Source organism: Priestia flexa NBRC 15715 (assembly GCF_001591565.1).
Lineage (GTDB): Bacteria > Bacillota > Bacilli > Bacillales > Bacillaceae_H > Priestia > Priestia flexa.
Genome location: NZ_BCVD01000120.1, coordinates 1 through 11,656, shown reverse-complemented (window position 1 = coordinate 11,656; position 11,656 = coordinate 1). Strand labels below are relative to the sequence as shown.

Here is an 11,656-nt window from a genome sequence, read left to right as displayed (position 1 = left end):
CTTATGTCCCAGCCTCTTTTCGATTTAAATATTAAAGAAAATACCTATTAATGAATAGATAATAATTGTTGAAAATAACACCGTCATATGAATTAGTGAAAAAATAAACATTGATTTTGCCCATTTTTCTTTATCCATTTTTCGGTACCCCGTAATGCTAAGCACAAACCAAGCAACGCTTAATAGCAAGGCAACGAGCATTAAACCTATGCTTAACGTTCCGAATAAAAAGCTAATGACAACTAAAATTGCGAGGTAACTATTTGTTTGAATGTACGTGCGCTCAAACCCTTTAACTACCGGAAGCATTGGTACATTAGCTGCTTTGTACTCGTCATGTTTACGGATCGCAATGGCATAAAAGTGTGGCATTTGCCAAATAACAGTTACAACGAATAATCCTATAATGGCTGGATGAGTCACGTCTGGATAAATAGCTGCCCATCCGATTAACGGAGGCATTGCCCCTGAAATACTTCCGACTTCTGTATTATAAATTGTGCGGCGCTTTGTCCACATTGTATACGGAACCACATAAAAAAACAGCCCTAGAAATCCTAACAAGGCAGCGAGTGGTGTCGTTAATGCAAGAGCTCCAATTCCGAGAATGGCCATGCTGCTTGCAAGTACTAATACAAATGTTGGTTTCACTTCACCGGTTACAGTCGGTCTGCTTTTTGTTCTTTCCATAATGGCATCGATGTCGCGATCGTAGAGGTTATTAAAAGCCCCAGCTGCACCGATCACAAGGAAAGAGCCGATAAAAGCTAAAATAATTTCAGGAATATTATCAAACAGACTCATGTCATATGTGTACAAAGCTAAGGTTAACCCGGCAAACATAGGTATTAAATTCGATTTAATAATGCCTGTTTTAATGGTTTGGGATAAAATCGCCACAAACGTTTGCTTTGGTAACGATGCTTGTTCAGCATGATGATTTGTTTTTGTAGTACTTTGCATGATTGTTTGTTTCATTCCTTTGTCAATTTTACCGCCTTTGCAGTAAAAAAGTAGTTTTAAGTAGTCTCCTACTCCATGCTCTTCTTAAATAATAACAACTCACTATTTATTTGACTAACTTCTAAGAAGAAGTTCACAAAAAATACATTTTTGTACAAGTGTTAACCTATTTTGGTCTTTCCATTCTTTTAATCGTTAACAAACCCTTAGTCACAAAGCAGTTCTAATGAAGCAAGACGAACATAATATTTTTATTTTATCATAAAAATATTCATTTCGGATAGGTATTCATAGCATTTAATGACAAAATTCGACTTTTGTTCACATTTTCACAATAGAAAAAAGCGCAGAATAATTTCTACGCTCACAAAATATCAATCCATATTTTAATTGCCGTTGCTAAAATTAATAGTGCAAGAGCGATTTGTAAAACCTTTGTATTGATTTTTTTCCCTGCCTTTGCTCCAAGAGGAGAGGCGATTAAGCTTGCAATAACCATAATAAGAGCTGGACCGTAATCAACTTGCCCAGTCGTTACTTTTCCTACCGTTGCGCCAATTGATGAGATAAACGTAATGGCTAGAGAAGAGGCGATTGTCATACGTGTTGGAATTTTAAGAACAACAAGCATAATCGGTACCAATAAAAAGGCTCCCGCTGCTCCGACAATACCAGATCCTACTCCCACAATGAAAGCTAAGCCAGCAGCTAACCATTTATTAAACGTTACTTGATCAAGTGGCAGGTCATCAATGCCTTTTTTCGGAACAAACATCATAATAGCAGCAACTAACGCTAAAATTCCATATACGAAGTTAATACCTTCTTCTGACATCATTTGAGAACCAAACCCACCAATAAAGCTTCCGATTAAAATGCTAGCTCCCATATAAAGAATAAGGTTTTTGTTTAAATAACCTCCTTTTCGATACGCCCATACGCCCCCAATTGTCGCAAAGAACACTTGGACAGCGCTAATTCCTGAGACTTCATGTGCTGAAAAAGCTGTAAGACCAAGTATCGGAGGAATATATAAAAGCATTGGATACTTAATAATTGAACCACCAATTCCAAGCATTCCAGATAAGTACGAACCAATAAACCCAATTAAAAAGATAACCGTTATAAACCAAAGATCCATGTGATAGACTCCTTTCATTAGAAAAGGGAACCGTGCGTGGTTCCCCTCTATTTGTTACGCTTTTTGAATCCAAAATTTGAAGACAGATGCTTCTTCCTCGTGTTTAACAAGCACATGGCCCATTGATTTTGCCCAAGAATCTAAGTCACTTTTTGCTCCTTTATCTGTTGTATGAATTTCTAGAATTTCACCTGAATTTAGCTCATTCATTGCTTTTTTTGTTTTTACGATTGGCATTGGACATGCTAATCCTGTCGCATCTACAAAAGTTCCCATTATTTCTCCTCCTCTTTATCGAACTGCACAGCGGTTTGGTCCAATTTCCATTTCACGCTGCTTATCTTCATCTGGCGTCATTTTCCCCATATTTGTTTGACGAATTTCTTGATATGCATTGGGCTGAGGAGGTAGGTTCTCCGTTACTAACTTACGGAATTCTTCTTCATCCTCAATGTTTAAGCCGTGATTGTTTGCATATAGCTCATGAAGCGGTTTTGCTATGCTTCCATCTTCATTTAGCTCATCCATAATCATAAAATGAGCCGGCAGAACGATTAATTGATCTGATAGGTTACGATAGCGAGTGTATAGACTTTCACGAAGATCAGCTACCCAATCTTCAGCCATACCAGCTAAGTCAGGACGACCAATTGAATCAATAAATAAAATATCTCCTGATAATAAGTAGCGATTATCAACGATGAAAGATGTAGATCCAATCGTGTGGCCTGGTGAATAAAGCGCGTGAATGTGAATCGTTGTATTTCCGATTGTCACGTCGTTACCGTCTTCAAGCGCTTCATATGCAAAAGTTACTTCTGTTGCGTCTTTTGGCGGCAACCAATAAGCAGCTCCTGTTTTTTCCGCAATCATGCGTCCACCTGAAATGTGATCTGCGTGTAGGTGCGTATCAAATACGTGAGTAATTTTCACTCCTATCTCATCGGCAAACTGTAAATACGTATCCGTCATGCGTGTTGAATCAATAATTGCTGCTTCACCGTTTGACACAACCATGTATGATAAACAACCTTTACCGATACGAACAAACTGATATAGCTCTCCGCCGTCTTTTAATTCGCCTAACTTCACTGGCTCTAAATGCTCACTCCAAGCGCGCATACCACCAGCTAAATAAAATACGTCTTTTCCTTCATCTGAAAGCATTTCTGCTACCATAATCGATGAGCCTTCTTTTGCACAGACAACTAATATGTCTTTATCTTGTGGAAGTTGATTTAGAATACCTTCTACACCGTCCAATAAGTCAAAGTACGGAATATTTAAATACGTAAAGTTTTCACTTTCAATTTTCCAATCTTGGAATGCATCTTCGTTACGAACATCTAAGATAAATAAAGCCTCTTTGTTAATTGCTTTTTTTGCTACCTCAGCAGCACTCATTTGATTTACTGTCACCTAAATTACCTCCTAGGGTATTTATTTTGATAAAAAAATTTATGCTAATGATTTCGTTTCTCCTGACCATTCACTCATACCAGGTACAACATTTTTTACGCTTGTAAATCCGCTTTCACTCAGCTTTTGAGCTGCTAAATCACTTCTGCTTCCTGTACGGCAAACAACAAATACCTCTTTACCTTTATCAAGCTCATTCATACGCGCCTCTAGGTCTCCTAGTGGAATATTAACTGCATTCGGAATATGGCGGAATCCATATTCTGCTTCTTCTCGCACATCTACTACAAGAATCGATTCGTTAGCTGCTAATTTTGCTTCTAGTTCATCGTTGCTAACAAGGTATGGATGTTTCTTTTCAATTCCTTCTTCATTAGATGATTTGCGCAAGAAGTGCTTTAACACGTCGCCTTCTTCAATGACGCCTAAATACTGGTGACCTGTACGCTCTGCCCACGCCTGTAAGTCCGCTTTTGAACCTTTATCCGTTGCCTGCACTTCTAGCACCTGTCCTGCTTCTACATCATTCATTGCTTTTTTTGTTTTTACAATCGGCATTGGGCACGCTAGACCCTTTGCATCTAAAATTACGTTGGCTTTCATCCTTATTACCTCCTAGGGTATATTAACTTGCAAATTTTTTTATTCTGTTGGCCCTTCCCATGCCAGCATACCGCCCGTCATGTTCTGAACCTTAAATCCTTGATTTTCTAAAAAGCGAACTGCCTGAGAGCTGCGCCCACCTGAGCGACACACAACCGTGTACTCAACGTTTTTATCCAGCTCATTCATACGAAATTCGATTAACCCTAACGGAATGTGAAGAGCGTTAGGAATTTTGCCTTCCGCTACCTCAGCTACTTCACGCACATCCAGTACCGTTAACTCATTTAATTTCTTTTCAACATCTTTTGCTAGAATCTCTTTCATGAATAGTCCTCCTCATTAAATGAATAAGTTTACGTTACCTTCTTCAGCGTCTGCTAAATAAGCAGCTACACCAGCATAATCGATTCCATCTACTAACTCTTCTTTTTGTAATCCTAATAAATCCATCGTCATTGTGCATGCTACAAGCTTTACACCTTGCTCTTTTGCCATTTCAATTAAATCTGGTAATGGCACCGCATTGTGCTTTTTCATGACGCTTTTAATCATTTTAGGTCCCATTCCTGCAAAATTCATTTTTGAAAGGCCCATTTTATCTGCGCCGCGAGGCATCATTTTACCAAACATTTTTTCCATAAACCCTTTTTTAGTTGGTACCATTGCTTCCTTACGAAGAGCGTTTAATCCCCAGAACGTATGGAAGATGGTTACTTCATGATCGTAAGCTGCTGCTCCGTTTGCAATAATATAAGCAGCCATGGCTTTATCGTAATCACCGCTGAATAATACAATTGTTGTTCTTTTCTTTTCCATGTTAAATTCCTCCTTGTTTTTACTTATACACGTATGGGTATAATGTTAGCTAAAAAAATTATCCTTTTTGAATCCAAAATGATAGTACGTCATCTGTTTCTTCTGCTTTAACGATTGTGTGTCCCATTGACTTCGCCCATGCTGTTAAGTCACTTTTTGCTCCTTTATCAGTCGCAATAACTTCTAGTACTTCACCCGTTTGTAATTCGTTCATTGCTTTCTTTGTTCGTACAATTGGCATTGGACATGCTAAACCTTTTGCGTCTAATTGTTTTGTTACGTTCAATTTCCATTCCTCCATTTACCTATAGGGGTATATTTTATATTAAAAAAATTAGCGGCTTTTTACTAATAATCCAACGGCTTCTTGAATCATTTCATCCACAGATTCGCCGTTTCTTTCTGCTTCCAGCGCACATTCTACTAAGTTTGTGCTCACCACAAGACCCATTGTGCGATCGATTGCTGATCGTGCTGCAGAAAGCTGCGTTATAACTTCCTTGCAGTCTTTTCCTTCTTCCATCATGCGTAAAACGCCGCGAAGCTGACCTTCTATACGCTTAACACGATTTTGAATTTGAGTCGTATATTCCATCAGCGTTCCTCCTTTTTTGAAGTGCTGTGTTTCGTTACTCATATAATATACCCCTATAGGTATAGATGTCAACACATTTAGTAATTTTTTTAAATGATGAATGTGCCTACGATTTAAACCTCTGTCAAAGCCTGAAAATCAAGGATTTCTAATATAAGTATTGAAGTGGATACAGAAATTCACCTCATGAGAAAGAGGTTATATTTGAGTAGTTACTAATCAAATGAATAAACCATTCTCTAAAAAAGTTCTAAGTATTTAATACCCTATCATGTTTTTGCTAAAGAAAAAAGGATAAGTTGTTCTTAAGGAGCTCAAATAAAAAAACAAACCTCTTGATTGGTTTGTTTTTTTAGCTTTGACTAGTAGATCTATGACGCTAGTTAATCTAATAAGCATCGACAGCCTTATCACAAGTATGGACCTCCTGATTTTCTATACACATAGTCTTCGTTTTTAGTTGAAGACCACTGACCCAAAGCTGTTGCTAACACAAAAAACACGCCGCCGACTCCTAGCGATGCCCCATAATACCCTTTAAAAAACAAGATGAATGATGTAACTAATAGCGCAACAATGGCAATGATTAAGCTCATTATTATTTTTTGTTTCTTTTTATCCTTCATCGTGTCACCCTCTTTTTTGGGATTTTCTGTTATTGTTAATTTTAACATAAAAAAACAATTTAAAGCCTATCTATTTTCAAAATGCTCATACTGTATTTCTTCATTTAAAGACATAAGTCCAACTTGATGCTGTTTCACCTTTAAGTAGCTAAATCCCAGGCGTAAGTCAACAGATGCAGGCTGGATCTGCTCTTGTTCAAGGGCTGGAAGCGACGCTACCCAATATGAAACGGGTTCAATACTAACAGATGGACCCGCTTGTGACATTTTGATCAATTAATAAATCTGCAATCTCACGCGCATCCTCTTCACCGAGCGCTTCTTTACGGTCTAACAATGAATCTCCAGATTGAAAGTCATGCCAAAAGCGATTGGCATCTACAACCGTTACCATCGTGTTTAATGTACAAAATTGTGTTAAATCAATGCCTAGCTCTTCATCTATATACGAAAATGTTTGAGCAACTGGAACCGGCTCACTAATTCCTGTTGATTCAATTAATATGTAGTCAATGTTTCCTCTTTGAGCAAGCTTTTCAACCTCAACTAACAGATCTTCTCGAAGCGTGCAGCAAATGCAGCCGTTTGACATTTCAACGAGCTTTTCCTCTGTCCTCGATAAATCTCCACCTTCCTTCACCAACTCTGCGCTATATTTACTTCACTCATATCATTTACTATCACCGCTACGCGAAGGCCATCACGATTCTGGAGCACGTGATTTAATAACGTGGTTTTCCCCGATCCTAAATAACCACTTAGTACTGTTACCGGTATTTTTTTCATATCAAATACCTCCTCATTAATTTAAATAGTAACGATTACGATTTAAATTATACTATACTATGGTTTTTTTGTGGAATGCAAGAGATATATTTATATAAACCTCTTAATCGAATTTCTATTGATAGCTGCATGATATCATTTTATAATAAAGCTAGTTACATACCTTAAAAGCTGCAATTCCTGCAGCAGGTGGATTTTTTACTGCTATTTTTCGCCACCCATCTCCTCGAAGATGGGTGGCTTTTGTATTGTTTAAAGGAGGATTTTTATGAATTTATGGTTTTATGCTCTCCTTGTCTTTTTAGGTGGGTGCTCGTATGGTGTTGTCTCAACTTTTGTGAAGCTTGGATACGCTGCGGGGTTTGGTGTGAATGCTTTAACAGGAAGTCAGTATCTACTAGGTGCACTTCTGCTTTGGATACTGGCTAGCTTTGTGCCCAAAAGTCCTCTTCGGAAAAAAAATTGGGCTGTTTTACTGCTCAGCGGGACGCCAATGGGACTAACAGGGATTTTTTATAACTACGCGCTTAGCTACATCAACGCGTCGTTTGCCATTATTCTTTTACTACAGTTCACATGGATCAGCATGATTTTACAATACGTGTTTGACAAGAAAGCACCTACTTCTAAGCAGCTAGTGGCAGCGGCTATTATTATGATAGGCTCACTCTTAGCATCCGGCGTTGCTGAAAGTACGATTGCTTTTTCAGGTCTAGGAATACTCTTTGGTCTGCTTGCTGCCGTATCGTTTTCATTTTTTATCTTTTTTAGCGGACGCACGTCTATTTCGATTCACCCAATCCGCAAAAGTGCCATCATGACAACCGGTGCTGCGCTTCTTATCTTTATTGTTATGCCACCTACGTTTATGGTGGAAGAACTCGTATCTACACATTTATGGATGTATGGGCTATTAATGGGGGTATTCGGGTCACTGCTTCCTCCGATTCTGTTTAATATCGGCATGCCAAAAGTCGGCGGAAATCTTGGTGCTATTTTAAGCGCTTCAGAACTGCCAACCGCTGTGTTTATGTCCACTTTCGTGTTACATGAATCAGTTGCTTCTATTCAATGGATGGGCGTTCTTCTTATTTTACTGGGTATTGCTTTTCCAAGCTTAAAGCGCAAAGAGCGCTATGAAGTTCGTCTATAAAAAGAAAATATTTACAACCACTCACCCTTCCCTTATAATAATTGGAAAATAAAGATAAAAAGAAGGTGCGTTGTTGAGAAAAAACATGATGCTCGGGTTGCTTACTGCCATTATACTCTCAGCTTGCAACAGCTCTACAGTAAGCATAAGTGAAGTGAAAGGCACTCCAAAGTCTATTGAAAAAGAAGCAAAGGCTGCATATGATCTTCAGCTCATTCAAGACGGCGACAATCAAACGTATCTTGTTTATCAAACATCTAAACGAGTATCAGCAGACCTTAAACAGAAAGATGACGTAATCACCATTGAGCTGGATGAGTCAGAATCAGAAAGCAAAACAAAAAAGCCGTTTATCTATAAACTTAGCTTCTTATCGCCTATATCCATCGGATACATATGAAACTGAGTGAGTGCAGACACATGCTTAACGAGCTCGTCTTCATACCCAAGCACTGTTAGCCAATAAGCTGCTAGCTGTGAAGAAACATAGTCATGTCCGATGAAGCTCGCATATTTTGTTTCCTCCCCTTTGTAGTTCACAAACGACTTACACGTCCCTTTTCCGAGATCATGAAACAGGGCTGCCCACAAAAGAACCAGCTTGTTAGGGCCTGAATAGTGCTCTTGTATATACTTATAAACATAATACGTATGTCGACTAACAGAGAAACTGTGATACTTTGAGTCTTGCGGGTAAATCAATAATCGCGTTAAAGTCTGGTATATAGCGCGCTAGTTCTGAAAATAACTCATCATGGGGCAAGTGCTGGATAAAAAGCTTTTCACAAGCTTCTTTATGTTCATTAAGTTGACGCTCCTTAGCTGAAACATAGACCCACTTCGTCCCAACCTTCGTTTTCAACAGGAATATGAACACTTTTATACATCCTGTTAATAGATTCCTCTTTCACCACTCTCGAACGTTGTTGATCGCGTGATTTCACTCCGTCAATATGTTCATTTAAATAGTACGCTTTTTTTTACTTGCTTTGAACACTTGAGTAATCAAATGCTTTCTCCGTTTGCGATGAACGTTTGTCGCATCATATATCACATGCTGACCGCTTTTTAAGAGCTCCATGGCTCGCTCATTCATCACTTCAAATATCCTTCTATTTTCGTCTTGATTATTCACATCGCCCGTCAGCTCTTGTCTGATGTTATCAGAAGATAAGTGAATATATTTTTTAGTGGTCCTTAGTTCTTCAGCTAATGTGGATTTCCCACTTCCAGGAAGACCCACCAGCATAATTAATTCCCCGAGCTTATTTTCCATCTTACTCACCTTCTTTTGTTTCTGAAACGAATTCACGGTACCCTAACTCTGACATTTTCTTGTAGACAAGCTTGCCTTTTTTCAGCAAGTTATATTCCACACCTAAATACTCGCTTCGCACGTACGGCTTAATGTGCTGAGGAACATTTTGTTCTACCCAAATCATAAACTCTTTCTGCCTCGACCTAGTTTTAATGCAATTTCAAGACGTTGATATTGATCTAACATACCATTTACTAAAAAGTCATTTGGGTCATGCGTGTATATACTATAATTTGGTTGTTCAATTGCTTTCACATCAACCTTGTGTTTCTTTAGCTCTCGTTGTATTAACACTTTTGCCATATCAGAGCGCCATAACCGAGATGTATTTAGTACAATAACTTTGCTCACTTGATGATATGACATATCCGACAATAGCTCTTGTAGACCTTCACGTTCAACTGTTAATCCATTTTCATCTACTGTCGCTCCGCTAATTCCTTTATCTTCGTATATGTGAAGCAGTTGTAATTCATTCTCGTTACAGTACCGCTGAATTTCTTCTACTTGATACGTCAAGCTGTACCCTTCACGTACTTGTCCTTCCGTTGAAACTCGTACATAACCAACTACTTTCTCTCCCATATTGAGCACCTTCCCGTTACAGCAATTACAATCCCTATAACGTTTACCCGTTTTTTGCGGATAACGTATGCATAACGTCCATCCGTTAAAACGTACTTTACAATGACTTCAAAACATAATACAACCCTTTATTTTTCCCTCTACTATCGTGATACACTATTCATAACCATTACAATCTATAAAAATTGACACTTAGCGCACTTATAAAATTATAGTGCTCTGTTAAATTTCTAAGCTAAAACGCAAAAAAGCACTCGTTGCCTTTAGTCGACAATCGAGTGCTTTAAGTTCATCTATTTTTAAGTAGCATAAATCTGTAAGTTTTGTAGTAACAGTATGACACCTTTTATATGTGGTAACAACTACTACGTTAAAACTTACGAGTTCGTTAGTTTAATATATATTCCATGTGTTTATATTCAGCACCCAATAAAATGTCATCTCGCCTAAGCTCGTACTTTATTTTCTATTCCATCATTGCACATAACACTCTATGATGGTACAACCATCATGGAGTATCTATTTTCAAACACCATATATTTTTCTATCCACTTCAAAAATACATTTATTCCTGTGTTAGAGGTGTAATAAAACAATTATCTATTGAAAACCTATTTAAAAAATCCAATGCTTCTTGAGTTACAACTAACTCGCCTTTCGGTGATAAACAGAGATGATGTCCTGACCAGTTTTTGAAGTTCTCTTCTTCTACTTCAATTTTACCAAGCGGAATAAATCTGCTAAATGTAGGTATTTCTTTATCTGGATACATTTCTATAAACTCATCTGACTTTGTAATCAAACACTCTTCAAGTTTGTAATCGATAAAATCACTATTCTCTAATTCTGTTCCAAGTTTACTTGACACGATGAAGGCTGGTGTTGACTCTAAAAGGTCATCTCCTAGCCATCCTTCAAATTCATAATGTAAATATTTTACCTTTTCTGATATACCCTCTGTTGCAATTTCTTCTTCTGTTCCATAAATGGTATATTCACCATGACCACCTGATACTTCTGGTTCTAAAAAAAATAATATCATTAGTTTACTCCTCCTACCACAAACTTACCTTTTCACTGGCGGATTAAAATTTTCACCATATTTCTTATCTAACTCTATCATATAATTTATTACTTCTTCTTTTGTAGGATTTGGATTATTTCTATAAAATCTATTCCAATCCTTTCTTATTTTTGATAAATGTATATCACTGTTTATTTCTTTTGGTATCCCTCTCAGGTTTTCGAAAGCATGTATTTCTTCAAGTGAAAATAAATTAGGATGTCTTTTTAATATTTGTTGCTCAATTGCATGATGTACCACAACACTACCTTTAAGGTCAGGATACTCATTAAAGAATGTCTTTTTATAGTCCTTGATATTTTTACCTTTTTCTATACCCTTAGAAACACCCTGAACACTCTCAACATTCCGAACCAGCTCAACCTCTTTACCCTTCTTCTCCACTCCAACAGGTTTCTCCACACGCTCCACATTCGGATTCGCGACAAATCTCCCTGTCTCCGGATCATAGTAGCGCATACAATAAAACAGCACCTATTTATGTTACCCATTGGTTATCGTCACGAGCTTTGTCATTATCGTTAGTTTGTTAGCCAATCCATTTCATAACTACCCCTACCATAT

19 protein-coding genes and 2 pseudogenes are annotated in these 11,656 nt (G+C 37.8%); 2 read left to right on the top strand and 19 right to left on the bottom strand.

Annotated elements, in window-relative coordinates:
- Window positions 1–24: 24 nt before the first annotated feature.
- The 12 genes and pseudogenes from cyoE to BFL01S_RS16415 all read right to left on the bottom strand — a co-directional run.
- The gene (gene cyoE / locus BFL01S_RS16465) at window positions 25–978 is read right to left on the bottom strand and encodes a heme o synthase (RefSeq protein ID WP_025907958.1); all 954 of its coding nucleotides are present in this window, start codon (window positions 976–978) and stop codon (window positions 25–27) included.
- Between the two features lie 349 nt (window positions 979–1,327).
- Entirely contained in the window at window positions 1,328–2,104 is a 777-nt protein-coding gene (locus BFL01S_RS16460; protein ID WP_025907959.1) for a sulfite exporter TauE/SafE family protein, read from the bottom strand.
- 54 nt (window positions 2,105–2,158) lie between these two features.
- Window positions 2,159–2,380: a sulfurtransferase TusA family protein gene (locus BFL01S_RS16455; RefSeq protein ID WP_061786348.1), complete on the bottom strand. Its 222-nt coding sequence runs from the start codon at window positions 2,378–2,380 to the stop codon at window positions 2,159–2,161.
- A gap of 15 nt (window positions 2,381–2,395) precedes the next feature.
- Window positions 2,396–3,508, bottom strand: coding sequence for an MBL fold metallo-hydrolase (locus BFL01S_RS16450; RefSeq protein WP_163071166.1), 1,113 nt, complete (start codon window positions 3,506–3,508; stop codon window positions 2,396–2,398).
- A gap of 54 nt (window positions 3,509–3,562) precedes the next feature.
- Window positions 3,563–4,126 (bottom strand): sulfurtransferase TusA family protein, encoded by a 564-nt coding sequence (locus BFL01S_RS16445; RefSeq protein ID WP_025907962.1) that lies wholly within the window; start codon window positions 4,124–4,126, stop codon window positions 3,563–3,565.
- 39 nt (window positions 4,127–4,165) lie between these two features.
- The gene (locus BFL01S_RS16440; protein WP_061786347.1) at window positions 4,166–4,453 is read right to left on the bottom strand and encodes a rhodanese-like domain-containing protein; all 288 of its coding nucleotides are present in this window, start codon (window positions 4,451–4,453) and stop codon (window positions 4,166–4,168) included.
- A gap of 15 nt (window positions 4,454–4,468) precedes the next feature.
- On the bottom strand, window positions 4,469–4,945 hold the full coding sequence (locus BFL01S_RS16435) for a DsrE/DsrF/DrsH-like family protein (protein WP_061786346.1): 477 nt from the start codon (window positions 4,943–4,945) through the stop codon (window positions 4,469–4,471).
- Between the two features lie 58 nt (window positions 4,946–5,003).
- Complete coding sequence (locus tag BFL01S_RS16430; protein WP_025907965.1) at window positions 5,004–5,231, bottom strand: sulfurtransferase TusA family protein; 228 nt, start codon at window positions 5,229–5,231, stop codon at window positions 5,004–5,006.
- A 48-nt stretch (window positions 5,232–5,279) separates the two neighbouring features.
- A complete protein-coding gene (locus BFL01S_RS16425; protein ID WP_025907966.1) occupies window positions 5,280–5,540 on the bottom strand; it encodes a metal-sensitive transcriptional regulator in 261 nt (86 codons plus the stop codon).
- Window positions 5,541–5,950: 410 nt separating this feature from the next.
- A complete protein-coding gene (locus BFL01S_RS16420; RefSeq protein WP_156474950.1) occupies window positions 5,951–6,136 on the bottom strand; it encodes a hypothetical protein in 186 nt (61 codons plus the stop codon).
- A gap of 96 nt (window positions 6,137–6,232) precedes the next feature.
- Entirely contained in the window at window positions 6,233–6,442 is a 210-nt protein-coding gene (locus BFL01S_RS21130; protein WP_225001820.1) for a hypothetical protein, read from the bottom strand.
- A pseudogene (locus BFL01S_RS16415) lies at window positions 6,435–6,952 on the bottom strand (GTP-binding protein); the annotation flags it as partial. The pseudogene BFL01S_RS16415 and the gene BFL01S_RS21130, both read right to left, overlap by 8 nt.
- Before the next feature lie 268 nt (window positions 6,953–7,220).
- Between BFL01S_RS16415 and BFL01S_RS16410 the strand changes: the two are divergent.
- Both BFL01S_RS16410 and BFL01S_RS16405 read left to right on the top strand, forming a co-directional pair.
- Entirely contained in the window at window positions 7,221–8,105 is an 885-nt protein-coding gene (locus BFL01S_RS16410; RefSeq protein ID WP_061786345.1) for an EamA family transporter, read from the top strand.
- A gap of 73 nt (window positions 8,106–8,178) precedes the next feature.
- The gene (locus BFL01S_RS16405; RefSeq protein ID WP_061786344.1) at window positions 8,179–8,505 is read left to right on the top strand and encodes a hypothetical protein; all 327 of its coding nucleotides are present in this window, start codon (window positions 8,179–8,181) and stop codon (window positions 8,503–8,505) included.
- Here the strand turns inward: BFL01S_RS16405 and BFL01S_RS21415 are convergent.
- From BFL01S_RS21415 to BFL01S_RS16380, 7 genes and pseudogenes are all read right to left on the bottom strand, one after another.
- Window positions 8,460–8,807 carry an HD domain-containing protein gene (locus tag BFL01S_RS21415; RefSeq protein WP_169799868.1) on the bottom strand — a complete coding sequence of 116 codons (348 nt, stop codon included), beginning with the start codon at window positions 8,805–8,807 and terminating at the stop codon, window positions 8,460–8,462. The genes BFL01S_RS16405 and BFL01S_RS21415 overlap by 46 nt on opposite strands.
- The gene (locus BFL01S_RS20540) at window positions 8,764–8,967 is read right to left on the bottom strand and encodes a hypothetical protein (RefSeq protein ID WP_156474949.1); all 204 of its coding nucleotides are present in this window, start codon (window positions 8,965–8,967) and stop codon (window positions 8,764–8,766) included. Before BFL01S_RS20540 ends, BFL01S_RS21415 begins: the two co-directional genes overlap by 44 nt.
- Before the next feature lie 99 nt (window positions 8,968–9,066).
- Window positions 9,067–9,381 carry an ATP-binding protein gene (locus BFL01S_RS16395; RefSeq protein WP_061786342.1) on the bottom strand — a complete coding sequence of 105 codons (315 nt, stop codon included), beginning with the start codon at window positions 9,379–9,381 and terminating at the stop codon, window positions 9,067–9,069.
- A 1-nt stretch (window position 9,382) separates the two neighbouring features.
- Window positions 9,383–9,547, bottom strand: coding sequence for a hypothetical protein (locus BFL01S_RS20535; RefSeq protein ID WP_156474947.1), 165 nt, complete (start codon window positions 9,545–9,547; stop codon window positions 9,383–9,385).
- 5 nt (window positions 9,548–9,552) lie between these two features.
- Window positions 9,553–10,008 (bottom strand): annotated as a pseudogene (locus BFL01S_RS16390) (recombinase family protein); the annotation flags it as partial.
- A gap of 565 nt (window positions 10,009–10,573) precedes the next feature.
- The gene (locus tag BFL01S_RS16385; RefSeq protein ID WP_061786341.1) at window positions 10,574–11,050 is read right to left on the bottom strand and encodes a hypothetical protein; all 477 of its coding nucleotides are present in this window, start codon (window positions 11,048–11,050) and stop codon (window positions 10,574–10,576) included.
- Between the two features lie 24 nt (window positions 11,051–11,074).
- Entirely contained in the window at window positions 11,075–11,494 is a 420-nt protein-coding gene (locus BFL01S_RS16380) for a hypothetical protein (RefSeq protein WP_169799867.1), read from the bottom strand.
- Between the last annotated feature and the right edge of the window lie 162 nt (window positions 11,495–11,656).

Excerpts from the sequence above, each read along its gene's own strand:
- BFL01S_RS16420 (WP_156474950.1), bottom strand. The coding sequence starts at position 6,136 with ATGAGCTTAATCATTGCCATTGTTGCGCTATTAGTTACATCATTCATC.
- BFL01S_RS16435 (WP_061786346.1), bottom strand. The coding sequence starts at position 4,945 with ATGGAAAAGAAAAGAACAACAATTGTATTATTCAGCGGTGATTACGAT.
- BFL01S_RS20535 (WP_156474947.1), bottom strand. The coding sequence starts at position 9,547 with ATGATTTGGGTAGAACAAAATGTTCCTCAGCACATTAAGCCGTACGTG.
- BFL01S_RS16425 (WP_025907966.1), bottom strand. The coding sequence starts at position 5,540 with ATGGAATATACGACTCAAATTCAAAATCGTGTTAAGCGTATAGAAGGT.
- cyoE (WP_025907958.1), bottom strand. The coding sequence starts at position 978 with ATGAAACAAACAATCATGCAAAGTACTACAAAAACAAATCATCATGCT.
- BFL01S_RS16445 (WP_025907962.1), bottom strand. The coding sequence starts at position 4,126 with ATGAAAGCCAACGTAATTTTAGATGCAAAGGGTCTAGCGTGCCCAATG.
- BFL01S_RS16455 (WP_061786348.1), bottom strand. The coding sequence starts at position 2,380 with ATGGGAACTTTTGTAGATGCGACAGGATTAGCATGTCCAATGCCAATC.
- BFL01S_RS16410 (WP_061786345.1), top strand. The coding sequence starts at position 7,221 with ATGAATTTATGGTTTTATGCTCTCCTTGTCTTTTTAGGTGGGTGCTCG.
- BFL01S_RS16450 (WP_163071166.1), bottom strand. The coding sequence starts at position 3,508 with ATGAGTGCTGCTGAGGTAGCAAAAAAAGCAATTAACAAAGAGGCTTTA.
- BFL01S_RS16440 (WP_061786347.1), bottom strand. The coding sequence starts at position 4,453 with ATGAAAGAGATTCTAGCAAAAGATGTTGAAAAGAAATTAAATGAGTTA.
- BFL01S_RS16385 (WP_061786341.1), bottom strand. The coding sequence starts at position 11,050 with ATGATATTATTTTTTTTAGAACCAGAAGTATCAGGTGGTCATGGTGAA.
- BFL01S_RS16395 (WP_061786342.1), bottom strand. The coding sequence starts at position 9,381 with ATGGAAAATAAGCTCGGGGAATTAATTATGCTGGTGGGTCTTCCTGGA.
- BFL01S_RS16460 (WP_025907959.1), bottom strand. The coding sequence starts at position 2,104 with ATGGATCTTTGGTTTATAACGGTTATCTTTTTAATTGGGTTTATTGGT.